Source organism: Paenibacillus woosongensis (assembly GCF_030122845.1).
Lineage (GTDB): Bacteria > Bacillota > Bacilli > Paenibacillales > Paenibacillaceae > Fontibacillus > Fontibacillus woosongensis_A.
Genome location: NZ_CP126084.1, coordinates 2,770,750 through 2,795,253 on the forward strand (window position 1 = coordinate 2,770,750; position 24,504 = coordinate 2,795,253).

At 47.8% G+C, this 24,504-nt stretch carries 20 protein-coding genes; 4 read left to right on the forward strand and 16 right to left on the reverse strand.

What is annotated here, in order from left to right:
- Positions 1-26 precede the first annotated feature (26 nt).
- Complete coding sequence (locus QNH46_RS12640) at positions 27-569, reverse strand: MarR family winged helix-turn-helix transcriptional regulator (RefSeq protein ID WP_283924634.1); 543 nt, start codon at positions 567-569, stop codon at positions 27-29.
- A gap of 256 nt (positions 570-825) precedes the next feature.
- Positions 826-1,134: a TetR-like C-terminal domain-containing protein gene (locus tag QNH46_RS12645; RefSeq protein ID WP_283924635.1), complete on the reverse strand. Its 309-nt coding sequence runs from the start codon at positions 1,132-1,134 to the stop codon at positions 826-828.
- A gap of 115 nt (positions 1,135-1,249) precedes the next feature.
- On the opposite strand from QNH46_RS12645, the gene QNH46_RS12650 reads away from it, so the two are divergent.
- Complete coding sequence (locus QNH46_RS12650; protein ID WP_283924636.1) at positions 1,250-3,043, forward strand: Ig-like domain-containing protein; 1,794 nt, start codon at positions 1,250-1,252, stop codon at positions 3,041-3,043.
- A gap of 44 nt (positions 3,044-3,087) precedes the next feature.
- On the opposite strand, the gene QNH46_RS12655 is transcribed toward QNH46_RS12650, so the two are convergent.
- The 7 genes from QNH46_RS12655 to QNH46_RS12685 form a co-directional block, all read right to left on the reverse strand.
- Positions 3,088-5,070, reverse strand: coding sequence for a sucrose-specific PTS transporter subunit IIBC (locus QNH46_RS12655; RefSeq protein ID WP_283924637.1), 1,983 nt, complete (start codon positions 5,068-5,070; stop codon positions 3,088-3,090).
- Positions 5,063-6,064: a carbohydrate kinase family protein gene (locus tag QNH46_RS12660; protein WP_283924638.1), complete on the reverse strand. Its 1,002-nt coding sequence runs from the start codon at positions 6,062-6,064 to the stop codon at positions 5,063-5,065. Before QNH46_RS12660 ends, QNH46_RS12655 begins: the two co-directional genes overlap by 8 nt.
- Before the next feature lie 46 nt (positions 6,065-6,110).
- Positions 6,111-7,580, reverse strand: coding sequence for a glycoside hydrolase family 32 protein (locus QNH46_RS12665; protein ID WP_283924639.1), 1,470 nt, complete (start codon positions 7,578-7,580; stop codon positions 6,111-6,113).
- A 167-nt stretch (positions 7,581-7,747) separates the two neighbouring features.
- Positions 7,748-8,728: a LacI family DNA-binding transcriptional regulator gene (locus QNH46_RS12670; RefSeq protein WP_283924640.1), complete on the reverse strand. Its 981-nt coding sequence runs from the start codon at positions 8,726-8,728 to the stop codon at positions 7,748-7,750.
- Positions 8,729-8,836: 108 nt separating this feature from the next.
- Positions 8,837-10,450 (reverse strand): alkaline phosphatase family protein, encoded by a 1,614-nt coding sequence (locus QNH46_RS12675; protein WP_283924641.1) that lies wholly within the window; start codon positions 10,448-10,450, stop codon positions 8,837-8,839.
- A 9-nt stretch (positions 10,451-10,459) separates the two neighbouring features.
- Entirely contained in the window at positions 10,460-11,167 is a 708-nt protein-coding gene (locus QNH46_RS12680; RefSeq protein WP_283924642.1) for a DUF421 domain-containing protein, read from the reverse strand.
- 126 nt (positions 11,168-11,293) lie between these two features.
- Positions 11,294-14,647, reverse strand: coding sequence for a discoidin domain-containing protein (locus QNH46_RS12685; RefSeq protein WP_283924643.1), 3,354 nt, complete (start codon positions 14,645-14,647; stop codon positions 11,294-11,296).
- A gap of 225 nt (positions 14,648-14,872) precedes the next feature.
- Between QNH46_RS12685 and QNH46_RS12690 the strand changes: the two genes are divergently transcribed.
- The 3 genes from QNH46_RS12690 (at position 14,873) to QNH46_RS12700 (ending at position 16,878) form a co-directional block, all read left to right on the forward strand.
- On the forward strand, positions 14,873-15,385 hold the full coding sequence (locus tag QNH46_RS12690; protein ID WP_283924644.1) for a DoxX family membrane protein: 513 nt from the start codon (positions 14,873-14,875) through the stop codon (positions 15,383-15,385).
- Between the two features lie 88 nt (positions 15,386-15,473).
- On the forward strand, positions 15,474-16,184 hold the full coding sequence (locus QNH46_RS12695; RefSeq protein WP_283924645.1) for a peptidylprolyl isomerase: 711 nt from the start codon (positions 15,474-15,476) through the stop codon (positions 16,182-16,184).
- Positions 16,185-16,365: 181 nt separating this feature from the next.
- A complete protein-coding gene (locus QNH46_RS12700; protein WP_283924646.1) occupies positions 16,366-16,878 on the forward strand; it encodes a DUF3231 family protein in 513 nt (170 codons plus the stop codon).
- 110 nt (positions 16,879-16,988) lie between these two features.
- Here QNH46_RS12700 and QNH46_RS12705 read toward each other — a convergent pair whose 3' ends face one another.
- From QNH46_RS12705 to QNH46_RS12735, 7 genes are all read right to left on the reverse strand, one after another.
- Positions 16,989-17,903, reverse strand: coding sequence for a tyrosine-type recombinase/integrase (locus QNH46_RS12705; RefSeq protein ID WP_283924647.1), 915 nt, complete (start codon positions 17,901-17,903; stop codon positions 16,989-16,991).
- A gap of 452 nt (positions 17,904-18,355) precedes the next feature.
- Positions 18,356-19,348 carry a phosphotransferase gene (locus QNH46_RS12710; RefSeq protein WP_283924648.1) on the reverse strand — a complete coding sequence of 331 codons (993 nt, stop codon included), beginning with the start codon at positions 19,346-19,348 and terminating at the stop codon, positions 18,356-18,358.
- A gap of 1 nt (position 19,349) precedes the next feature.
- Positions 19,350-20,483 carry a glycosyltransferase family 4 protein gene (locus QNH46_RS12715; RefSeq protein WP_283924649.1) on the reverse strand — a complete coding sequence of 378 codons (1,134 nt, stop codon included), beginning with the start codon at positions 20,481-20,483 and terminating at the stop codon, positions 19,350-19,352.
- 555 nt (positions 20,484-21,038) lie between these two features.
- A complete protein-coding gene (locus QNH46_RS12720) occupies positions 21,039-21,767 on the reverse strand; it encodes a hypothetical protein (RefSeq protein ID WP_283924650.1) in 729 nt (242 codons plus the stop codon).
- Between the two features lie 439 nt (positions 21,768-22,206).
- Positions 22,207-22,617, reverse strand: a complete 411-nt coding sequence (locus tag QNH46_RS12725; RefSeq protein ID WP_283924651.1) for a VOC family protein — start codon at positions 22,615-22,617, stop codon at positions 22,207-22,209.
- Positions 22,618-22,772: 155 nt separating this feature from the next.
- Positions 22,773-23,792, reverse strand: a complete 1,020-nt coding sequence (locus tag QNH46_RS12730; protein ID WP_283924652.1) for an LLM class flavin-dependent oxidoreductase — start codon at positions 23,790-23,792, stop codon at positions 22,773-22,775.
- 43 nt (positions 23,793-23,835) lie between these two features.
- Positions 23,836-24,318, reverse strand: a complete 483-nt coding sequence (locus QNH46_RS12735) for an RrF2 family transcriptional regulator (protein WP_155613186.1) — start codon at positions 24,316-24,318, stop codon at positions 23,836-23,838.
- Between the last annotated feature and the right edge of the window lie 186 nt (positions 24,319-24,504).

Below are 24,504 nucleotides of genomic sequence, written 5' to 3' on the forward strand. Positions count from 1 at the left end.
TCTCCTTTCATGCACACGTATAAATTTTAGTAGGAAATAAACCGGTTCGTCCGCTGTAATTCAGTATTCTGTTCGCTGGTTCCCGCCGCTGTACCGTCGTCCAAGGACTTCGTCTGACGCAATACTCCTTCTGCGAACCCTTCCAGCCGATCGTGCAGCTTCCTGAAAAATAATATCTGCGTTTCGAGCTCATCTGGCGTAAATGTACCGAAGATGGTATCGATCATATATGTACCTGCAGCCCAGTTGCGTTCAACCATCCTCCTTCCCTCTTCGGTAATGTGCAGAGCCACGGATCTACGATCCGCCTCGCTGCGCCTCCGAATGGCGTAACCCTGCTTTTCCAGCTTGTCGCAAATCGCCGTGACGGCGCCGGACGTAAAATCCAGCTGTTCCGCCAAATCTCCGAGCCTTTGTTCCCCATCCCGCAAAATGGCGTTCAGGATAAGCATTCCGGGAAGCGACACGCCTTCGATCGCAATTTTGTCCCGCTCTTTCACAAATCGCCTGACCAGCCTGCGGAAATGCCAATCCGCTTCCTCCATTCGTGCCCAATCTTTGTGAACCATGACGCTCCTTTCCGTTCCAATCCACCAAGCCGTTCGAAAAATCCAAAATGGCCTTTACATTCCTCAAATACAGAAAGGCTCCCTGTTCTTTACCGAAATTTACTCGGTATTGAACACAGGAGCCTTTGGTGGACCAATCGGCTAATGATTTAGTTTAATCCTGAAATAATGAATGATTAGATAATGAATAACGATCTATCAGGCTTGCAATAAGATTAAACCAATTATCCCTACCTGTCAAGTGAGTATTAAAATTTTATAGGATTGCATAATGCTTGCCCTCTTTAGTCAGCTTAAGCACAGCCTCGGCCATAAATTCCGGCGTATAGGGAAAATCATTCTGCAGCCACCCGCTTGCGACCGAGAAATGGGCAGCAATACTGTAGCGCCAGTGGATTTCCGCAGGAACTCCGTCAATGGCTTGCTGCACATCCACGACTTGCCCCATCGCCTCTTGAACGATATCTGAGAACAGTTCCATAATATCCAGCTCGTATCCCCTATTGAGGATCACCTTGAAGTAATAGCTCTGTTCTTTTAAATGCCGATAAAAAGCCAGCAGCATGTATTCTTACCTAGCAATATAAGTAATTTGAAGGATATTCACTTTGACCCATAGCCCCTGATAATGGATATGTAATTATGCTTTACCAAATATTGTTATGGAAGGAGTTTTGCTCGTGGCCAAGGAACTGAATCTGAACAAACTCATGCTGGTAACCCTCGCTATCTTGATGCTCTCGATAGGTTGGCCGAATCATGGGTACATTGCAGCGTTGGAGGAAGAAGCCCACATTGAATGGTCCCGCATCTTAGAAGGCAATCACCCGCTTTATAAGAGCGTATCTGGTTATGCCGCAACCGCTACATCGGATGGGGGCTATGTCGCCGTAGGTGACAAGTATTGCGAAACTCCGGATGAGAACTGCTCTTACGTCGTCAAGCTGAACAGCAGCGGAGAGATCTTATGGGAAAGAGAAATGCTATATTACGATTATGATTATGAGGAGAATACGGCATTCACGGTCATCGAGACTTCCGACGGCAGCATCCTGGTTGGCGGAGAAATTCGGGATGGCTCCTATGGCCGGCCGCGTTTTGTTCCCTATGTTTTTAGGCTGAGTGCGGATGGAGAGCTATTGTGGCAGAAATATTATCCTCGTATGCCCTACTATCAGCAATCCGCTAGTAATATTCAAGAAACCTCTAACGGTGATTTTGTAATTACCGGCGGCGGGTGGAATGAATACAGCCCTTCGCCTGCTTATCTCCTTAAAATTGATGCAAATGGGGACGAGCTTTGGTCTAAAACTTATCCCATCGGTTACAGTGGTATGTTCTCCAATATCATATTAACTTCGGATGACGGTGTGATCGTAGCCGGGAGTCGGACACTCGAGGAATATGATCGAGTCGCACTACCTTATCTGCTAAAAATAAATCGCAACGGCGAGGTCGTCTGGCAGAAAACTGCGGAGACCGATTCAGTTACATCCACCATCGTTTCTTCTGATGACGGGAATTATATTCTGACCAGATATAACCCAAGTACGCAGGCCTATTACCTGCAAAAGATCAACGAAGCCGGGGATATACTCTGGAATAAATCGCTGAACTCATCAGCCATGGATGAAATAGAGAGCATTATTCGAACCCAGCCGGTAGATGAGGGCTATGTTCTGTTCGTGCAAAATAAACCATCCAGTATCGAAAACGGTAAATCCAGATACCAAATTATTCTGCTCGACGAGAATGCTGTGCCCACAAAAAAATATCAGTTTGGCGATTTGGATTTGGGCCTTGGCAAAAATGGCGTCACTACTTATGATCAAGGGCTACTGGTAACGGGAACCGTTAGAATAAACACCGGGCAAGGCTATAGAAATGAAATGCACTTGCTGAAAATATCTATACCGAATGAAGGCCCATCAAATCCAGAATTGGCCAGACTCGAATTTCAGCAACCGGAGCTCAAGCTATCCGTAGGTCAATCCGCCGCCACTGTCGTTAACGCCGTCTATTCCGACGCTTCCGTAACCGACGTGACGTATTCCTCCATCTACGATTCACTCGACCCGAGCATTGCCAGTGTGGATGCATTTGGCAATATAACTGGAAACAGTCCGGGCACAACGTGGATTAAAGCAGCCTACGAAGGATTAGAAACAAGAATTGCTGTCAATGTGACAGATGCAAAGGCACCTGGCCGGTTCTACCTGGATTCTGAGGAATACTCCCTTTCGATTGGAACGGAGCTCGATGTGGCAGCCTACTACGTGAATGATTCCGGTCTCCCCTCCAAGGTTACGCAGGATGCCGTGTTCAGTATGGATGATCCCTCTATTGCTACGATTGATGAGTACGGAAATATTCGAGGAATCCGTCCGGGAATCACTCATATTACCGCCACCTATAACGGCGCAACCTACAGAGCAAGCGTCTGGGTTGTCCGTCCGTACGTATATCATCAATAAATGCAAAAAAAGACCAACGCATCTCAGCGTTGGTCTTTGCCCATTTACTTTGTTTGGAACTGGACGTCCATCACGGTCTCTTTATTGGCCGTTACTCGGCCTTGGCTTGCCTTCACCGTCAGCCCAGCGACCTGCTCCGTTCCCGAAGGAATAATTACGGGAGTAGCCGTGGAGAGTCCGGCCTGTTGAATGGCATCGACATCGAACTCAATCAGCAGTTGGCCTGCTTTTACGGTGTCGCCGGTCTGAACATAGGTTGTAAATCCTTCCCCTTTTAAGGAGACGGTGTTGATTCCGATATGAATCAAGAGCTGCATGCCGCTTTCATGGGCCAGGATGACCGCATGCTTGCTTTTATTCATCATGTGAGCCACTTCACCGTCAAACGGAGCGAATACTTTGCCTTCGGTCGGTTCAACCGCAAACCCTTCCCCCATATGCTTCTGGGCAAAAGCCGGATCGGGAACGTCTTCCAGCGCCAGCAGTTTTCCTGAGATAGGCGATGGCACATTCAGCACATCTGTTGACGAATCCGCATTGACTTGGCTAGGTTCTGCAGCAATTACCTTGGAAGCTCTCTTATCGGCTTGTAAGGCAGCCTTTCCCGAAGAATTTGCGCCCGCAGTGGCTACCGTCTCTGCCGCTGCTTCATCTTTATAACCAAACAGCCACGTCAATATAAAGGCGATCGCCATGGCAATCAGGTTGCACAGGATGTACATCGGAAGCTGTTCATTCAGATATAGCAGCGTTCCCGGTATAACCGTAATCGCCATACCCGTCGCAGCCAGACCGGACAACGAGGCCAGGAAGCCGCCGACGGCTCCGCCGATCAATCCCATGACAAACGGCTTCATATACCGCAAATTGACGCCAAAAATCGCCGGCTCCGTAATCCCTAAGAAAGCGGATAACGAGGATGGTAATGCAAGCGACTTCAGTTTGACGTTCTTGGTCTTCAAGCCCACCGCCAGGCACGCAGCACCCTGGGCAGCCATGGCGCTGGTGACCAACGCGTTAAATGGATTGGATCCGAACTGCTCCAGCAGCTGTATTTCCAGAAAATTAAAAATATGATGAACGCCAGTCACGACAATGATTTGATTGAAGAAGCCGATGACCAATCCCGCAATGCCGAAAGGAAGACCCAAAATAAATGTGGTTCCATGCAGCACCCATTCCTCCAAGGAGTGGAAAACAGGACCGACGACGAAAAGTCCAAGAGTTATCATGACGAGCAGTGTGATAAATGGCGTCAAAATCAGATCTAACGCTTCAGGTACGCGTTTTCTCAGCAATTTTTCAAATTTTGCGCCCAGCAGACCCATGAAAAAGGCAGGAAGCACAGAGCCCTGATACCCGACCACCGGTATAAAGCCGAGCATGACTAAAGCTTCAGCCGAACCATTGGCTACGCTGTAAGCATTCGGAAGCGCTGGATTGACCAGCATTAATCCCAGGACGATGCCCAGAATCGGGCTGCCTCCGAAGACGCGGAATGCGGACCAAGCGACAAGCGCTGGCAGGAACGCAAACGCAGTATCGGTTAATACCTGTGTAAAGAGCAGGAAGTTAGCCGGAATATCTGCTGCCGTCATCCCAAAGATCGACAGAATCTGCTCTTGCGTAAGCAAGCCGCGTAATCCCATGAACAATCCCGTAGCCACGAGCACCGGAATAATCGGCACGAATACGTCGCCGAACGTGCGGATCGATCTTTGAAAAACGTTTCCTTGCTTCTTGCTTTGGCTTTTAATATCTTCTTTCGTTGTGCCTGTAATTCCGAGATTCTCCACCTCTTCAAAGATCCGGTTCACTGTGCCGGTCCCAAAAATAACCTGGAACTGCCCGGAGTTGAAGAAGGCTCCCTTTACCTTATCAATATTCTCTACTCTAGCCTGATCGATCAAATCTTTGTCATGTACCATAATCCGCAGTCTCGTAGCGCAGTGCGCAAAAGATGCAATATTATCCTTGCCGCCGACCGCCTCTACGACCTGTTTGGCAATATCCCGATTTTCAGACATTCGTCATCATCCCCTTGTTCGCTTGCATTTCAATTAATTTATGCACGTCCGCCTGGCTAGGAAGAGCAGGAATCGCGCCTTTACCGGCAGTTGTCCATGCCCCGCTGGCATTGGCAAACTCCAGGATTTCATCATGATGCACGCGAAGCACCTCTATGATGTTGTCCTGCGCGGCTCCCTTTTCCAGCAGCTTATACAGAAAACCTCCGACAAACGCATCGCCGGCCCCTGTCGTGTCCTGAACTTTGACGTTAAATCCTCGCCCCTTATACTTCTCATCCGCAGAAAGATAAAGCTCCGCTCCCTCTTTCCCTCTGGTATAGACAACGGCTTGGACATCACCTTGAAACAAGGAAGCAATCGCCTCCTTCTTTGACGTTATACCCGTAATAAACTCCAGTTCATCCTCAGAAATCTTTATAAGATGGGTGGCGGGAATAAAGTCTTGAATCGTTCTCCGGCACTCCTCTGGACTATGCCATAAAGGAAGCCGAACGTTCGGGTCGAAGCTGATGAGCCCTCCCTGTCCTTTTACTGCATGAATCGCTTTCAAATGCGCCTGCTTCATCGGACTTTCCACAAGATCGACCGAGCCGAAATGCAATATATCGTTCGTACCGAAAATACCCGGATCAATTTCGTCTTCGGACAATAGCAAATCGGCCGAGGGATTGCGATAAAAGGAAAAATCCCTCTCTCCATCCTCCCGCAGCGATACGAACGCCAAACCCGTGTTGGCCTCGCCTGTTCGCCGAATAAGATCTGTCCTTACTCCCGCATGAGCCAGCTGCTCGATTAAGTAATTCCCGAAAGCGTCCTTTCCCAGCTTGGTCAGCATGGAGGCGTGCCCGCCAAGCTTGGCGACAGAAGCTGCTACGTTGGCTGGCGCGCCTCCTGCCGCTCGTTCAAAGGCCTGTACGTCCTTCAGCGGGCTCCCTTTTTGTAAGGGGATAAAATCAATTAACACTTCTCCGATTGCAAATAACTGTCCCATGTTGTCACCGCCCCCGTGTCAGATTCAAATCCGTCTTGCTTGAAAGTTATATTTTCCATAGCGATGCTCGGCAAGCAGCCGTTCCCCCTTGTGCAAAAAAGCGGATTTGCGTACTTTCCCGACTAGGGAAAATGCGGCTCGTAAACACCTCTTCCCCATCGTTGACGAAGATCTCAACGGACGAGGTATCCACATAAAGCTGGAATTTAATGTTCTCCGCATCCAGATGGCAGCGCCGTACGCTTCCGTATTCCACGGCAACAGGGTAGCCGGATAATGATCTGTCCAAAATGACCTTTTTCGAATTCTGATCATACGCCAGCACCGTCTTCTCGTTCTCTCCTGCCCGAAACTCAATGCCGAATTGCTCGGCATCCGTATTGGTAAACTCACAAACCAGTTCATAGGTCATTCCCTCGAATCCGGCAAAGCTCTTTGTCTCATCCTGCAAAATGGCTTCACCCTTGACCCCCTGTTTTCTCAGCATCTCCAGCTCCCTGACCGGACGCTGAAGGATTTTGCCGCCTTGGAGCGTCAATTCTCTCGGCAGAGTCAGGCAATTGGCCCACCCGTGATTGTCCGTCGGATAATTGGCATCGGGAAGCCCCATCCAGCCTACAAGGAGCCTCCGCCCGTCTGCTGCTACCGTCGTTTGCTGCGCATAGAAGTCAAAGCCCCTGTCCAGCTCATGGAATTCCCCATGTTCCAGCTTGCTTGTTGTCAGATCAAGCGGCTGACCGACAAGATAACCCGATTGGAAGATGTTCTGATAATAATCTCCGAGAGGTTCGATGCCTTGCGGTGAAAACAACAATACACCCTGTCCATCTAGTTCAAAGTAATCCGGGCACTCCCACATGTATCCGAAGTCTGTCAGTTTTGTAGAAATTTCGCCCTTGAAACACCAGGTATGCAAATCCTGAGAACTGTACAGCACGACACAACCGGTGCCATTAGTTCGCTGTGCTCCCAGAACGCAATAATATTCTCCGTTGCTGCTCCACACCTTCGGATCTCTGAAGTGATCCGTGTAGCCAGGGGGCACCGAGTCGATCACGGGACGGTCGAGCTTCGTAATCATGCCGCTGCTGTCCATGACCGCCAGATTCTGATAAGGATGCCTGATCCACTGCTCGTCTCGCGTATTGCCCGTATACATTAAATACAGCTTGCCGTCCTTAACGATCCCGCTTCCGGAATAAGCCCCATGAGAATCATGTGGATCACCAGGCTCAATCCCGATGCCGACATTGTCCCAGTGGGCCAAATCCTTCGATTTCGTATGATACCAATATTTCATGCCATGAAATGTTCCCAAAGGAAACCATTGATAGAATAAATGATACTCGCCTTGATAGAATGTAAAGCCGTTTGGATCGTTCAACAGGCCATACGGGGGCTGAATATGATATGTTTGCCTCCATGGACAATTCTTAACCAGCTCCTGAAGCTTTTCCAGCTCACCAGGCACCGCATGCTCCATTTTTCTGTATTTTTCTTCCCTTGATGCTGTCATCGAATGCCTCCATCTCCCCTCTATTTCCGAGAGCCTGTAGAACCGGTTCCATTTTCGTACGAAAAAGAGGAACCGGTTCCAAAACTGCTATAAAAGATGTCCCATAACTCTAAAGCAAATTGCAGTGAATTATGGAACCGGTTCTGTCTCGAATTATAAACACCGTTTTACCGTTTGTCAACGCTTTCTCGCTCAAGGAGCTCGGTATCCAGCATGGTAACTTGATCCATCTCCTCGTCCCGCACGAGCTTGATTATACTGCGCGCTGCAGCTTGTCCTGCCTCTTTGTAAAAATATCGTACCGTAGTCAGCGTAGGATGGATAATTTCTGTTACGTCATATCCCCCAAACCCGGTCACCGACAGATCGGAAGGAATTTCGATTTGCCGGAGATATGCGGCTTTCATAACCCCGAGCGCAATGTTATCCGTGGCGCATACGATGATGGAAGGCGTGCTTTCATCCAGAATCTGCGATGCCGCTGCCATCGCATCCGTCATTCTAAAGCCTGTTTCATAATAGGAGACCGAGCACTCCGTACCTTCCAGGCTCATTTTAAAGCCCTCTTTTCTCCGGATGCCCACGGAAATATCCTTCTCCGTTACTCCAAGATAGGCAATTTGCCGGTGACCCATTTCCAGTACATGCCGCCCTATTTTGTAACCCGCATGAAAGTCATCATGGATCAGGCTATACAGCTGAGAATGCTCCTGTCCTACTAACAATATCGGAATGTTGATCTCTTCTGCCGCTTTTAGATGCTCCTCATTCACCTGGGCGGCCAGCAAAATGATCCCCGAAACCTTCTGCCGGGCAAAATCATAGATCGCTTCGATTTCCCGTTCCATATCCTGACTCGTATTTGAGATCAGCATTTGAAAATTGGCGCTGCGCAACTCTTCGTCAATACCCATCAGCGTTTGGGAAGTAGCAAAAGAATCGAGACGGGGCACTACGGTGCCAATGATATTCGTTCTTCTCGCCTTCAAACTTTGAGCAAATGTATTCGGAACATAATGATGCTCTTTAATGACTTGTTCGATGCGCTGCCGCGTAGCTTGGCTGACTGAACCTCCATTTAAGTAACGGGATACTGTGCTTTTGGCCACGCCTGCAATCGCGGCAATATCTGAAATTGTTTTGATCATCTAATCATCGTTACTCCCTTTTTCCATTCCCGGTTTATACTTCATACTTAGTATACTGTCTTTTTCACGCGCCGGGTAGTTGATCGGGAGCTAGCGCTGATTTGCTGCCTACTGTTTTGTCACAAGCTTCTGCAGGAAAGCCTTTAAATCAACGATCCGCAGATTTTCGGGCCGTTCTTCCGTGCCGCTGATAATCAACGGCACAAGCGACTCTGCATGGCCAAGAGAGCCGTGGCTGCCTCCGCCCTTGTGAGTTGGCGAATGCTGGTCAGCCAGCTCATATCCTGGTTTGGCGGTCACAACCAGGAAGTCGCCGTCGTGCGAATGCAAAGCCCCGTATAATCTTTGCAGCACATCGGGGTACCGCTCATAATCCAAGGTTTGCCGCTCGTGATTGATTTTTAGATCCAATGCTTGCGGCTCCCCTTCCATTGTCCATGATTGCTTATAAGTGTCCGTCAGCTCCCCGCCCGTTTTGAACCGGAGCTCTTTGGAGGCGCCGTTACTGACGCATATCCATTCTCCATCTCTCCAGGCAATGATATCGATGCGCGAATCGGCCCTGATAGCCTCGGCAATATCTCTGGCCTCCCGAGCCTTCAGGTTGTAGACATATGCCATCGTCTCATTGACGCCCAGAACGATTTCCGTCTCATCCGTCATGGCTTCCCCCTGGCGGTAAACGTTAAAAGCTTGCAGCAAAGGGAATAATTCGACCACTGGATTTTCATTCGCAGGCAAGATTTCAGTCATGCCGCTATCACCGATAATGACGATGATCGCCTTTTCCAGCGCATTTTCCAATGATCCGAAGTTTTGTAATAAAGTTTGGAGCTGATGGTCCGCATCCTTGAGGCTCTTCAGATCGGACGGCCCTTTCTTATGAATCTGCTGATCCATATCGGGCAGGTATATATACAAAAAGTCGGGAAGCTTGTTTTCCCTGATTAAATAGCTTGCAGTGGAGATCGAAAATTCACTGTTAATGCCCAGACGGTGGATTATGCTGCCGGGAAGATCTTCGATCCCTTCCAGCGGGTTGGTTAGCGAACCTAATGCCAGAAAGTCCGGACCCTTGACCGAAATTGATTCAGGCATAGACGTTGGCCCATGCATCCAGGCCGGGAGTGATAACGTATGAGGAACAGGACCGCGATAGATCAGACCGTTGATGCTGCCTGTTTTTTTTCCCGCTCGTGACAAATCTTCATAAATTGTTGGCAGCTCGGGGTTCAGGTGACTGCCGTTCAAGTGCATCAAGGCATCCGCCATCACCTGATTCACGCCAATCTTTATGACTTCCGCCGGCCCGGTTCCGTAATTGATGAGCTTCTTATCTTGAACAGAGTACCAGTTCAGCCCAGGAACATGATGGCGATCCGGATAAGCTCCTGTGAGCAGAGAGCTGTCGATCGTCACAGACATCGTCGGGAAAGAAGTGACCATATCCTTGTAATATTGACCGCGCTCGATCAAGAACTGAAATGTGGGAAGTTCCTTTTGCTCCAAACCTCTATCTACCGCTTCGGCCATCAGGGAGTCGATCATGATGAAAATTACTTTTCTGGCGCTGTCCCCGGCGTTGGATTTTACTTGGCGCAAGTCCTTCTCTTTCGGAGAAGGCTTCTGTTTCCTGCGTGACGACCAAACCGCAATCAGCAGGAAAAGAATGAACAGCACAATGACCGCTTTTAACATGGACGGACACCAGCCTTTCGACATGATAAGGAATCATTTGGCATGCTTTTTCATCACCTGCACGACCGCATTATCGCTGATGGTAGCCAGCATTACATCGGAAATATTCGCACTTGCCCCGGCGATCTGTTCCTCAAGCCAATCGAGGTCTTTACCCATTTCCTGCAGCAGCGCCATTACGATTTGGCCGTCCACGATAATCGGCCTTGTAATAACGAATGGCTGCGTCTTCAAGTCCAGATCTGCTGGAGTAACCGGCTGGTAAGGGGTATCCATAAATACGGAAACAATTCCCCCAGGCTCCCATAGTGCAAGGGATACCTTTTGAATATCCTCAACTTTTTCTTTGCGCAGCTCCGAGAATAAGAAATCCGCAGAAATTCTGGCTTTCGCTAAATGATGGAATTGAATTTGTCCGTTTTGAATGAGCGTGATCGGCTCCGGATGCAGAAACCGGTTGAACCGAGGCCATTTCAAGCTTAGCCAGGTCCCGGCAATATATAGTACGGTCAGCGTAGCCGTACTAATAAAAGACCCCTGTAATCCGATTTTCTGGTCGGACAGCGGGTGGGCAATAATATTACCGAGGGTTAAAGCGACAATGAAATCGAGCAGTCTCAATTGGGATATCGAGCGCTGACCCATAAACTTAGCGATGATGAGCAGGAAGGCAAAGCTGACACTTCCTCTCAAAATCCATTCCAAGGCCGTCAATGCTTCCTTGCCGTGAAAAAAATCCAATCCATTCAGCCCTCCCGCTAAAACGAGTTATCTTTTAAGTTCTCCTCACTCAAAGGTCTCTATGCACAAAAAAAGGAAAAGGAGCTCCAAAGAGCTCCTCTCCACCCGCCAAACAAGGCGAAGTGATTATTGGATCATCAGGTTAAAACCATTCAGGATGTAGTACAAATTCGGATATGCGATATTTCTGGTGATGAGGTTATTGAATCTTGCAGAACCATTCCCCGTATAGGAGAAAATAGCTGCGCCCTGATGCGGCCCGGAGAAGCGTGAGGTTGTGATCCCATCAAGGCCGGTGCCATCTATCGTGATATTGTTGAAGACAATATTCTCGAATCCTCCCCCGTATCCGAATTGGATCGCGTCCCGCTGCGTATTGAGAATATCGATATTGTTGAACGTTACGTTTCTGATCGGATCAGACGACGCTTCAAGATCGATGGCCCCGCGTTCCCCGTTGTAGAGATCTTTACTTGTACCGCTGTTAATAATAGTGGTGTCCGAGAATACAATCCCGGTGTTGTTCTGAAAATGGTAGCCGGGGAACACGGTATTCATTCTGATCCCGGAGCCGCCGACTGTGTCGATGATCAGGTTATGATCAGCTTTATGCCCACTTCCGCCGAAAAAGGCAATGGCGGCTGCACGCCAGTTATTTTCGATCGTGTTATAGGAGAAGGTATTGTTTACTCCCGCGGGCGCTCCATTTACGTTACTCGTCCAGACGGCAAGGCCGTCATCCCCGTTGTTGCGAATGCTGCTGTTGCGGACGGTCGAATTGCTGGTACCCTGGGCAAAATTGATGCCGTCGGCCAGATTGTTTCTGACCCGGCTGTTCTCAATGACCAATCCATTGGTATAAATGGCCGGAGTATGGGCATAGTCCCCGACCCAGAAGCCGCATTCAAAGTGTTCCACCCATACATCATGTATTTTGGAATTGGTGCCGAAATTGTCCATGAAACCCTTGTAGATGGCGTTTTGCCCGTACCGCGACCGCAGATTCGAATTCAGATATACATTGCTGAAATCAAGCTGTCCCTGAATTCGTAGCGAGATGCCGCCCCCTGCCGCGTTCGGATTCGTGAATTGCAGGTTCGTATGCCAAATGCCGGCCCCCGTGATTGTGATATCATTGATTTTATTGCTGACAGAGCCGATTTCCCACATACCGCCCAGATGGAACGTCCCTTCGGGAATGTACAAGGTTTTGCCTGACGCTACCGCTGCCTGAACAGCAGCTTTAAAGGCATCAAGGTCATCCTTTCCGTCATTGGCAACGGCACCGTAATCCGTGACGGATACCGCGTTGGCCGGGCGGGGAATTGCCGCAGGAACCGGCTCGATTTCGAGGAAATCTACCCCGTATTCCAGGTTGTCGCCATTGCCCTTCTGAATGCGGATCGTATCGCCGGGCTTCAGCGGCGTATCCAGCTTCCAGTGCACCTCGTCAAAGCGGAATAGCGGCCGTCCTGAGCTAGGCGTATCTCCAGGCATATCCCCGGAAAAATATTGCCAGCTATAATAGGAAGTTAATGGCACGGTTTTCGCTTTGGTGCCGTTAACGTACACGTCAAGCGAACCGTTCAGCCCCATGCCGTCCGCAGAGTCCGGCATCGTAAACCGCATAGTCACTCCTGCCCCGCCCTGTCCCTGCTTGATCGTCCATTCGAGATACGAACCATTTGCAGGAAGAGCCACATAGCGCTGACCAGATGCTTCCGATGCCGTTAAAGATTGGTCGAAGGTCGGTGCCGTCTTCAGGACTGCGCCGCCCCCGTGAGTGGCATCATCTGTGTCATATCGGCTGTATGGCATGACCGCGCCGCGGGCAGCATAGACGGTCAGGTTGGCTGTACTCGTATTATTGGCCTGTTTGGCTTCGAGTTCGTTAGCATCTGCGGCAATAGTCGTAACTACGGTATAATTCCCGTTTGCCGCTGTCCACGTACCCGGAATTGCGACATTGACAGACGCTCCCGGAGCCAATGCACCGTTATATGAGCCATTAAATGTTTGGATGGCAGCCCCGGCGGCATTTTTGAGCACCACTGTTATTTCGTGAGAGCCGCTTGCTGAAGCGATACTTCCTTGATTTTTAAGATTGACGTTAAAAGAAACCGCATTGCCCGCTGCCGGATTCCCTGGCGACCAGGAAACAGTCCCCACGAAATCAGAGCTCGCTGCTTGAGCTACAACGAGTGGCGAAGCGCTCGTATAGCTGTTATTCGTTTCATTCTGCTCGATGATCGCATTACTCTCGTCGACCTTCGCGCCGACCGCATAGTTTCCGGCGGTTTTCGTTCCGGCGTTCAGCGATGCCGTTGCCGAAGCGCCTGCAGCAAGTGCTGCGACCGGAACAGAGCCAACTTGCTCGTTATTCAAGTAAAAATTCACCATCGTAGCGGCAGAACCGGCATTGCCGATGTTTTTCACCGCTGCGTTTAACGTGATCGTGCTGCTCTCGTTCGGCGATGACGGTGACCAGGTTAGATCGGTAATCGTCAAATCGGGGTTTGACGCAGGTGTTCCGAATACCTGGAATTCGGCAATTTGCCCCGCCGGAGCTCCGGTGTTCGAGGAAATGTTCAACTGCAGGCGCTTGACCGTCGCCGTCAGCGGAATCGTCACCGAGTTGCCGGTGGAGGGGTTGAAGGTGTAGGCCTGTGCGGATACGAGGTTGCTGAAGCTTGCCGTATCCTGGCTGTGGCCAAGCACCTGAATCGTCTGCGTTCGGGTGCTCCATATCGGATCCGGGTTCAGCTTCAGTACGATGGATGTAATATTGTGATTTGCACCAAGATCCAGTGTCAAAGTACTTGGATTTCCGCCCCCTTCCCAATACGTATTTGTGTCGTTGTCATTTGCATTGGCGGCCACGTATGTAAACGTGCTCGAGGAGGCAGCAATCGGCTTTCCGATTGCAATGTTAGTTCCTAGTGTTGGTGTTGGTGTTGGTGTCGTTCCGACAGCACCGTAAATCTCGAATTCAGACAGCTGCCCTGCCGGCCAGCCCGTGTTGCCGGTAATATTCAGACGAACATAACGGGTGTCCGCTGCTGCAAAGCTAATCGTGACCGAATTATTGGAATTCGGATCGAAGTCATAACTCGCAGAACCGACGATGTCAGTAAAGGCCATTCCATCCGCGCTGCCTTGCACGGCTAGTGTTTGAGTGCGCTCTTCCCAATTTGGCGGCAGCTTAAGTACAATTTGATCAATGCTCGTATTTTCGGCCAGATCGACCTGAATCCATTGCGGAAAGGCATGGTTAGCGCTTTCCCAGTACGTCCCTTGATTGTTGTCCTGTACGTTGCCCGGTTCATAAGTTTGGTTATGCCCGCTTGCCGTGATGACTTTGCCCAGTGTCAAATTTGGCCCGCCCGCAGCTGAGACAGAGAAATCAGATCCTACCGCCATAAACAGGCTCGAGACCAGCATGCTTCCCAGTAGCAGCCATACGATAAAATTGTTGCGCATTTCATTCCTCCTTATTTATGATATATTTACAGACAATACCATTATAAAGGCGAGACAAGCCTAATTATAATAAGCAATTCTACGGAAAAGATAGGCGTTCTCAAGTTTATCCTATATTCGAAATCAGAATTGGGCTCGGAATTGGGTTTGGGATTAGTCTGTTTCATTCAAATTTATAGCACTGAATGAGTAGAATGTATTTATCTATGAAAAGGGGTTGAAATAATGGAGAAAATCGATTTTTTTATGAGAGAAAGTAAGGCCGGTGCCGTTTTTCTATTGCTGATACGGTGTTACTTGGGCTGGAAATGGCTTACTGCTGGCTGGATGAAGCTTACCGCTCCACAACCATTTGATAGCACGGGCTATCTACAAAACGCTGTTGCCAACTCCAAAGGAGAGAATCCGATTGTTCAGGATTGGTGGGGAAGCATATTGGAAACTGCTGTTATCCCCCAAGTTGAAATATTTAACTTCCTGGTTCCCTGGGGAGAGTTTTTAGTTGGTTTAGCCTTGTTGCTTGGCGTATTTACTGTTTTTGCTGCATCGGCGGGCGTAATCATGAACCTTTGCTATTTCCTCTCCGGTTCCATTAGCATCATCCCTCAAATGCTTTTATGCGCATTTTTCATCATTTACGCGGGCAGTAACTCAGGGCGAATCGGCGTGCTGTATTTGCTCAATAAATATCGGTTTAGGGCTAAACACACAACTTCAGCGAACCCGGAACAAACCTGACACCATACAAACTGGAATTTTCCGCGAAATGCCGGTATGATAGAACTTGATTTGTTACAAATGCTACAAAGGAGTTGGACCAGCACTTATGAGAACAAAGCTACTAGTATTCCCATTCCTCCTTCTGCTGACTGCTATGATCATGAGCGGTTGCGGCAAGGACAAAGAGGCACAGAAAACACCAGCAAATCAACAACAATCTGCCGGCAATAGCGCAGAGCAGTCTACGCTGCCAGCCGAACCGGCGCCTGAACCGCCAAAGCAAACAATGAGCTGGGACAGCCCTCCGGACATGGAGATCGACACGAATAAGTCGTACACCGCCGAATTCTCGACGACGAAGGGGAACTTCACGATCGAGCTGTTCGCGAAAGACGCGCCAAAGACCGTTAATAACTTTGTATTCCTGTCGCGGCAAGGCTTCTACAATGACGTCACCTTCCACCGGATCATCGAAACCTTCATGATTCAAACTGGTGATCCGGAAGGCACGGGTGCCGGAGGCCCTGGGTATCGTTTCGAAGATGAAAAGACGAACTACGAATACGAGCCGGGCATTGTTGCGATGGCCAACGCCGGACCGGATACGAATGGCAGCCAATTTTTCATTTGTACGGGTGAGGATAGCCTGTCCCTAAACCTAAAGCCAAACTATACTATTTTTGGCAAAGTCGTCGATGGCATGGATGTCGTTCAAAATATTGCGGCCACACCGGTTGAACCCGGCGGACCGCTTGGTGAACTGAGTTCACCAACAGAGACCGTTCAGATCAAAGAGATCAAGATTACAGAACAATAAAATGAAGGCATTTCAATCAGAACAGGCCCGCATTCCTTAAGATGGATTGCGAGGCCTGTTTGCTTCTGTTTCACTATGGTTTCATTTGACAGCTCATGGTTTCAAATCATAAGCGCATAAATCATCAGCATGAAGAGCATAATGAGAGAGATAATTTACAAAAGGAGAGACAATAAAGGATATGGGTATCTTGAGCGGTAATCCTAAAGACGAACCCATGCATTATGGTGAAGTTTTTAGCGTATGGGAAGCATCCATGATCGCTAAAGGCATGGTTTCTTGCTACCAGGCCTTCCTGAACCATGCCGGTGACCAGGATCTGAAGAAAATTCTCGAAGCTTTAATTGAACAGGCGAAATTAGAAATTAAAGAATGCGACACCTTACTTACCGATAATGGCATTGCACCCGCACCTGTATTGCCAGAAAGACCTCCTGCTAAGCTTGAAGATATTCCAGCTGGAGCAAGATTTACAGATCCTGAAATTGCTGCAAAAATTGCAGCGGAGAATGCGCTTGGTCTTACAGCCTGCAGTTCGGTCATGGCGCAATCGATCAGAGAAGATATCGGTGCATTATTTGGCAAATATCATCTTACTAAAGCAGCCCTGGGCTTGCGAATTCTTCAAATGCTCAAAGAAAAGGGTTGGCTAATCCCTCCCCCTCTCCAAGTAAAGAGACCTGTCGAAGAATAAATATTCACGGATTGAAAGAAGATGAAATCAAAAATCCCACGCACAGTGGGATTTTTTAGTGAGGAACTTGGTTTTTAAAATTGAACTTCAATACAGCTTATGCTGAATCATCAAACCTTCGGCACCTCAATCGTCGTCATGGCGCTTCGCTTTTGCTCGTCATTGATATGCGTATAGATCATTGTTGTTTCAATGGAGGCATGACCCAGCAGCTCCTTCACCACACGAATATCGACGTTATTCCCGAGCAGCATCGTAGCAAAGGAATGCCGCAGCTTATGGCAGGATAATTTCATATCGGTCAACTGCGGGTGATCCTGTTTGTAGGCATCGAATACATTCGCGGCAATCTTCTGAATTTGACGAATCGATAGTCTTCTTCCCTTCTGGGAGATGAAAAAGGCTTCTTCTTTTGTACTATAAGGCTGTATTCTCTCCTCCTCCACTCTGGCGAGGTATTCAACAACTAACTCTGGCAGCGGAATCTCGTTCCACTTCCTCCCTTTGCCCAGCACTTCGAGCGTCCCCTTGTCTCTCTTGAAATGAGAGAGATTCATACGGTGAACCTCGCCTACCCGCAAACCGCAGTAACCCATTAATAGAAATATCGCTAGATTCCTATCCCGATATCGACCATCGATATAAGTGAGCACCTTTTTGAGTTCCTGCTCCTCCAGATAGACTGGAATTTTATTTTTCTCCGTCTTTGATTTCTTGACCTCTAACGCCGGATTTCTGGTCGCCAGTTCAAAATCGATCAATGAAGCATAAAATGAACGGATCGCGGACAAAGTCCGATTCCTTGTCTTATCCCCGGCGGATTCCTGTTTGGAGACCAGGAAGCTGACAACATTCAATTTCCCCGCCTGTTGCACAGGCAGTTCATCTAAGGAAAATAAATAGTCATATACTTCTCTTAAATATTCTTTTCTCGTCGTCTCTGTATATCCCGATTGTTTCATCCAGATCGTAAAGGCTTGAAGCGGTTCGGCATAAATTTCTTCGATGTAATATTTCGTAGTCAAAGCAATCCCTCTTACGTTGATGTTTTTACCATTTATAGGTTAATTTTGCGAGAAATCAACTTGATAAACTAGCTGTCTCTAAGAAAACAAATCGCTCTAATTCAAAAGTGCGCAAAATACGTGTTTGGCGTACTTATTATAGCACATACGTTCCCTGAAGGGAATGATGGTTCCTCCTCCTTCTAACTAACCTTTGCTTTCAAGTTCGATTTCCTGAAATCTGGCTATTTTTCGCTCATCCTCCACGATTAAGACCGTCCGTGAGTACCAGCTCTTAGGTAGCGTTTTTGCTGCCTTAGAGCCGGTAGCATAGTACTTGCTTATAGCTTAGAACCGCCCTGATACGTTTTTAATATCAGAGAAACGGAACAATTCGTGCTCTCATTTGGATCAATTATTACCAGCGAACACCTTTTTAAGGGCCCACTACGTCTTTATTGTCCTGGTGTGGTTCAATGTCTCGTTTCATATTCCTCTAGTTTGTGCAAAAATGAGGTGATTCTCCGCTCACTATCAAGTGCCCATTGTAACCGACTTTCTGTAAATGGAAATCTCTTGAAGGGGGATAGCACTAAATAAGTCGTAAACGGAAAACGCAACCAGACACGAATAAGTTTATAATCAGTTTTTTTCAGTTTCGCCACCTCGCGGTAACCATCCAAAATTGCTTTTGCGATCGAAAAATCCCATCGGTAATCTTTGCAAGAATTATAAATAACCCGATATAAATCATAAGCACGTAGATCGACATGCAAAGTTTCGAAATCAATAAGGTACGTCCCGTTTTCATTCAGAATAAAATTACTCGGCCCCCCATCCCCATGACACAAGACTCCATTTTTTCGGGGACTTTGTCGGTAAGACTCATATCCGCTGCTTCGCAACAATGCTTTCGCTTGGTTTGCATAACGCAGAATCTCTGGTCCATGCCGTTGGATAAATCGACTAATAGGCAGACTAAAGCTATTTGTTTTTGCTTTTGCAATCTTTTTTTGAATATATTGTTGCCGTGAATGCAGCGTGGAATACCACATCCCAATTTGGCTGTGGGAAATGTCCCCCTTTAGCGCGTTTTGCCCTGCTTTATGAAACCTAGCTAAAGCAATACCACATGCACGCATATCTGTTAGTGAAAGCGGAGAAGGTTCTCTCCCAGAAATCCAAGGCGTTAGTACGAAGAACTCTCCCTTCTGCGAAATTGCATGAGGCTTTCGACCTTCCGGATTTTGTGGATTACGCCAAGCGAGGAGTGGACCACTGCGCTGGACGTGCATTAACATTCGATCAATCCATCGTAACCGTGCAATCTGTTTAGTCATGCGCTTCAAGCAGAATTTTCGCCCCTCTGGAGTTACAATTCGATATATTCCTCCACGAATACGTTTTTGTGCACTTGCCTTGATTCCAAACTGTTTCACAATCTTTTTAACATTGGTAGTACTCATGCTATGGCCTCCCCTGCTTCAAGTCCAAAAATAATGAAAGGTATTTCCTCGCTGTTACAGTCCATTTGTACTGGGCTGCAGTAACGCGGGCATTGATTGTTCGCTTTCTTGATTGTTCTGGGTTATTCCAAAATTCCTTGATGGCTCGGGCAATATGGACGCTATCAATAGAATTGATGATCTTGGCATTCTGGGGGGTTACAAATTCTTTCATTCCACCAGATGTTGTCGAAATAAGCGGAACGCCGTTTGCCATCGCTTCCAGTGCGACCAAGCAGAACGATTCCCTTTGGCTAGGATTAATTACGGCTCCATATGAACCGTACATCCGTTGAACTGTTTTGTGTGGGGTTTTTTTCGCCCAACGAATTCGCTTCGCGACCCCTGCTTGTTTTGCCAAGTTGCGCAGTTTATTCCTATAACTCGCTTTGCCGCTTCCGACAATTGTTAAATGAACTTTGCTATTTTCCTGGGCTAAAAGGCCAACAGCTTTAATTAAGGGCTCAACTCCTTTTGATGGAATCAATCTTCCAACATAAAGCAGTTTGTGCGAAGCGCCTATTGATGAACCCTTCGGGGCAAGAGCAACGCCGTGGGGAATGATAATCATTTTCTTTCCATCAGTTCGAGGATAAAGCCCTTTTGTTACTTTAGCCTGCCAGCGGCTCGGTACGATAATTCGATTTGCAATGCTTATCAGTGTTGACTGTTGTTTACCATGAAGCGAAGAAATGCCTTGTGACACCAATGAATGACAGGTGTAGACGATAGGCAGATTAAATCGGTCGCCTGCTGCCTTGGCAGTATTCGCAAATTCCGTACTATGCACATGAATAATATCAGGCTTGACTCCCACCTTAGCGGATGCGCTCTTTATGATTGCTTCGGCTTTGAATGATTGCTGAGCTCGATTAAAGTACTTCGAATTTTTTGGGAATCGGAGAATGCACAAATTGCTATTAGCATTTGATATCGTTAATCGATCCGAATTCCCGGGGCACAGAACCGTTACTATTGCGCCAAATTTGCTCAACATTCTCGAGAGCTGCGTTGCGACGATCCCGAGACCTCCGACAATTTTAGGTTCAAACTCATTTGTCATGACCCATATTTTCAATCTACTCTCGTCCCCCATTTTCCACCTCCTTAGTGATGAGATATAAATACATATTATGTTGCCTGATCATTTTGGTTAGTTAATAAATGTGATTGCATAGGCCCAAGGCTGATCTGGTTACTTTATTTTTCAGACCATAATTTGCAAATAAAAGATCAGTGATCCTGCCGAAGCTAGAATCATGTGGTTTGTGATATAACTTTTTATTATTTCTTCAAGTGGGTTGGTCTGCAACGGGGACTACAATCAGAGTCCCACGGTTGATTGTCAACTCCTGGTTTCTCAGCTGCTTGACCAGTCGCTGAGCTGCACGAATACTACCAACTCCCATGCCGTGAAGGCCGGCCACGAATAACATCGGCCGTACCATTGATTGGATATTTTTCAGCACGAGATAGCGAATTGTTTAAAACTATGTTCAATTACGGTCTTTCTTGATATTCTCTCCACAATGTAGCCATTTTTGTGTCATTAGACACTTCTTCTTTGCTTGCGCCGGTGGAATGGGTGATAGAGTTCACCAAGATCCTTAAAAAATAGAAAAAAACCGCGCAGAACACGGTTTTTTAAGATTTAAACATTCAACCTCTGTTGGAGTATTGCGGCCAGTTCTTCGGCGGTATTCCAAACAATAGGACGAATCTCTTCTATTCTTACAGGAAGCTTCCCGGCATCGCTACTCTTCATGATCCAGATCACCGGGATCTTCAAACCGAGCGCATATCCCGCGACAAAATACACCTCAGGGGATGGAGCGGTTAAATCTGCAATAACCAGTTTGCTGCCCGCTATAAGTTCTAATGAGCACTTTTCAGAGTTCTGCGTATTCTCCTGTGTAAGCAAACGTGGCTGGTAACCGTATTGCTCGATTTTTGGCAGCAGCATTTGCAACCACTCCGCGCGCAGCTCCTCCTCATCCGAGATCAGTACGGAGCATGGGACTAATTTTTTCCCTCCGGCACTTGCGGCTGCCTCGCTCCATCCCTTTTCCGTAAGCTGAAAAGCCATTCCCTCCCTGACGAGCAAATGATCGCTTCTAAGCTTATCAATGATATATACCAGCTCTTGCAGATTAGGGGAATACGTCAGATTATAGCTGCTGGAGAGCGGATGAATGACAACCGCCTCCCCGGGGCCTTGTGAATGCCTATACAAATATTCCAGCAGACGGATCCCTTTATCTTCAATGGTTACAGGAATATTTGGAGAATTGACGATAGCTTCTAAATCATCGGCTTGTGAATTGACCTTCTCATCACAATCCGTTTGCTGCCGGATATAAGCAGAGACTAAATGAAACATGTCGCGTTTTTTTTGGTGTGTGAACGAATAAATCGTTTCATAGCCGTCCCTTAACAGGCTATAGAACCCATCTGGCGAACAGGAACAGCCTATATAAATATCGTAATCGCCTTCCGCCTTAGTCGGGACTATCTCATCGCAGAACAAACAGTGTTTCTTATTCATAACAACTCTTCACCTCTTATCTATTGCTTATTCTCTACCTTACCAAGATTTTTTTGAAAAATAGACAAGGAAATTCTTCCTTGGGTCAAATTAACAATCCTTGACACGGCAGCGCTAAAAAAGGAGTCTCCCCAGGTCTAGCCTGAAGGAGACTCCCAATTTCAAATTACGTCCTAACTATATTCCTTGCAATGATAAGCATTGTCTTCTGGCTTATCGTTAATTAACACAATGAATTACATTGATTAATGTCATTAAATATATCAATTCAGCCTTATTCAACCGCTGCCGGATCCATATAGAAGACCTCCCATAAATGGCCATCAGGATCCTGGAAGCTCCAAGTGTACATAAACCCATGGTCCACCGGATCATTGAACGGTTGGCCTCCCGCAGCAAGAGCCCGCTCTACGATCTCATCCACCTGCCCCCGGCTGCTTGCGGACAAAGCGACAATCACCTCTGCATTTTCCTTTGTATCCGGGATTTCCTTCTTCGTAAAGGTCTTGAAATAGGTCTCGCTCAGCAGCATGGCATAAATATGTTCGCTAATGACCAGGCAGGCTGCTTTCTCGTCCGTGAACTGGGGATTAAATTCGAATCCAACCTGTTCAAAGAAATCCTTCGTCTTGGGCAAATCTTTTACCGGCAAATTCACAAAAATCTGATTACATTGAAGCGCCATTTGGATACCACCTTATCATGGATTGGTATTACGTAAAAATGCCTGACTAAGGTGCTGGAACAAAGAAGAACCTTTGTTCGTATATCTATAATACTACAACAATCCAGAAAAAGGAATCCATTACTTTAAGTTAACATAATATATATTACGTTAACTCAGCTCTTCATGCCGGTAATCTCGGCAACAAGCTCGTAAGAACGAACGCGCGCTTTATGATCATACATCGTCGTATTAATAATCAGTTCATCCGCCCCTGTGTTATCTATAAACGCCTGTAGTTTCTCCCTGACTTCGTCCGGGTTGCCGATAATCGAAGCATTCAGCTGCTTCATGACCAAGGCTTTCTCATACTCCGTCCAAATGTTCTCCATGCTCTCGACTGGCGGCGGAATTTGGCCGGGGTGGTTGCGGATCAGGCTTAGGAATTGCTGCTGGAACGAAGTCGCGAGGTACTCCGCCTCTTCCGTCGTGTCGGCCGCGAACACATTAATCCCGGCCATTGCATATGGTTTATCCAGTACATCAGAAGGCTGGAACTGGGATTTATACTGCGTTAACGCCGCAACTGTATGTTCAGGGGCGAAATGGCTAGCAAATGAAAACGGCAATCCCAGCCTTGCCGCTAGTGCGGAACTGAAGCCGCTGGAACCGAGCAGCCAGATCGGAATGTCTTGGCCTTCACCGGGTATCGCCCTTACACGGTTATGCCGTGAATTCTCATCCAGGTAGCTTCGCAGCTGCTGCAGCTGATCCGGAAAATCATGACCGTTCGCGCGCGGATCGCGGCGAAGCGCCAGCATCGTACTCTGGTCGCTTCCCGGAGCACGGCCTAAGCCGAGATCGATCCGCCCGGGATACATGGCTTCCAGCGTGCCGAATTGCTCAGCGATGACTAGCGGCGAGTGGTTGGGCAGCATGATTCCGCCGGAACCAACTCGTATCGTGCTTGTTCCGCCAGCGATATAACCGATAACAACCGAAGTCGCCGAGCTGCCAATCCCCGGCATATTGTGATGCTCGGCGAGCCAGTATCGCCGATATCCCCATTGCTCGACATGCTGGGCCAAATCAAGACTGTTCTTGAAAGATTGGGCTGGCGAACCTCCTTTTGTGATTGGCACAAGATCCAATACGGAATATGAAACTTCGCTTAGTTTTTTATGATGTTGGCTCATATAATTCCCTTCCTTCGCATGTAATAAGCTTTGCCAGCTTACGTTATACAACCATTTTTTCCTTGATCCACGCTTGTAAACACTCCAATTTGCCTCTAAACCGCTCCTCCTGCATTTCTGCAGCCAGATCGGCGACAGTTTGGCGCTTCAGCACGGACTTCCAGGCTGTCTCCGCTTCCTCCATCAAATCGGTCAACAGACAGCATTGCTCTTCCGCAGGCAGCTCGAGCATATCGTTCAAGGTTCCACATGAGGAATACAGTGTCTGCTGTCCCTCTATCGCGAGATACACGTCATAAATCCGGATATTCTCCAGCTTCTTTTTCAGCTTGAAGCCGCCTTTGACGCCAGGGACGGAGGTGATAAGATCAGCGCTCACCAATTTTCTCAATAATTTCTGAAAATAAGTAGCCGAGGCACCCAACTGCTGGCTGATTGCTTCCCCTGGCAGCACTGCCTTTTCAGGCAGCAGGCTGAGCAGGAGTATGGCATACACGGATTGCTCAACGCCCGTCTTCATGTGCATTTGTGTGTCTCACGCCTTTTTATTGATCTTATACCTGCTAACGCGGACAAACATTATCGTCGTTAACAAGATACTTTTTACAATATACTTTATTTTTTATAGCAAGTAAACCACTATTCTCTTTGCATGCCAGTTCAGAGGTAGCTTAGAAGGTAAAGGACAAATATGTGTGGTTGTTAATGACGG

Bases quoted from the DNA above. Each gene is read 5' to 3' on its own strand.
- QNH46_RS12675 (WP_283924641.1), bottom strand. From the start codon at position 10,450: ATGTCGAAAGGCTGGTGTCCGTCCATGTTAAAAGCGGTCATTGTGCTG.
- QNH46_RS12715 (WP_283924649.1), bottom strand. From the start codon at position 20,483: ATGGGGGACGAGAGTAGATTGAAAATATGGGTCATGACAAATGAGTTT.
- QNH46_RS12665 (WP_283924639.1), bottom strand. From the start codon at position 7,580: ATGACAGCATCAAGGGAAGAAAAATACAGAAAAATGGAGCATGCGGTG.
- QNH46_RS12710 (WP_283924648.1), bottom strand. From the start codon at position 19,348: ATGAGTACTACCAATGTTAAAAAGATTGTGAAACAGTTTGGAATCAAG.
- QNH46_RS12645 (WP_283924635.1), bottom strand. From the start codon at position 1,134: ATGCTGCTGGCTTTTTATCGGCATTTAAAAGAACAGAGCTATTACTTC.
- QNH46_RS12640 (WP_283924634.1), bottom strand. From the start codon at position 569: ATGGTTCACAAAGATTGGGCACGAATGGAGGAAGCGGATTGGCATTTC.
- QNH46_RS12660 (WP_283924638.1), bottom strand. From the start codon at position 6,064: ATGGGACAGTTATTTGCAATCGGAGAAGTGTTAATTGATTTTATCCCC.
- QNH46_RS12690 (WP_283924644.1), top strand. From the start codon at position 14,873: ATGGAGAAAATCGATTTTTTTATGAGAGAAAGTAAGGCCGGTGCCGTT.
- QNH46_RS12730 (WP_283924652.1), bottom strand. From the start codon at position 23,792: ATGAGCCAACATCATAAAAAACTAAGCGAAGTTTCATATTCCGTATTG.
- QNH46_RS12670 (WP_283924640.1), bottom strand. From the start codon at position 8,728: ATGATCAAAACAATTTCAGATATTGCCGCGATTGCAGGCGTGGCCAAA.
- QNH46_RS12700 (WP_283924646.1), top strand. From the start codon at position 16,366: ATGGGTATCTTGAGCGGTAATCCTAAAGACGAACCCATGCATTATGGT.
- QNH46_RS12735 (WP_155613186.1), bottom strand. From the start codon at position 24,318: ATGCACATGAAGACGGGCGTTGAGCAATCCGTGTATGCCATACTCCTG.
- QNH46_RS12655 (WP_283924637.1), bottom strand. From the start codon at position 5,070: ATGTCTGAAAATCGGGATATTGCCAAACAGGTCGTAGAGGCGGTCGGC.
- QNH46_RS12725 (WP_283924651.1), bottom strand. From the start codon at position 22,617: ATGGCGCTTCAATGTAATCAGATTTTTGTGAATTTGCCGGTAAAAGAT.
- QNH46_RS12720 (WP_283924650.1), bottom strand. From the start codon at position 21,767: ATGTTTCATTTAGTCTCTGCTTATATCCGGCAGCAAACGGATTGTGAT.
- QNH46_RS12695 (WP_283924645.1), top strand. From the start codon at position 15,474: ATGAGAACAAAGCTACTAGTATTCCCATTCCTCCTTCTGCTGACTGCT.
- QNH46_RS12685 (WP_283924643.1), bottom strand. From the start codon at position 14,647: ATGCGCAACAATTTTATCGTATGGCTGCTACTGGGAAGCATGCTGGTC.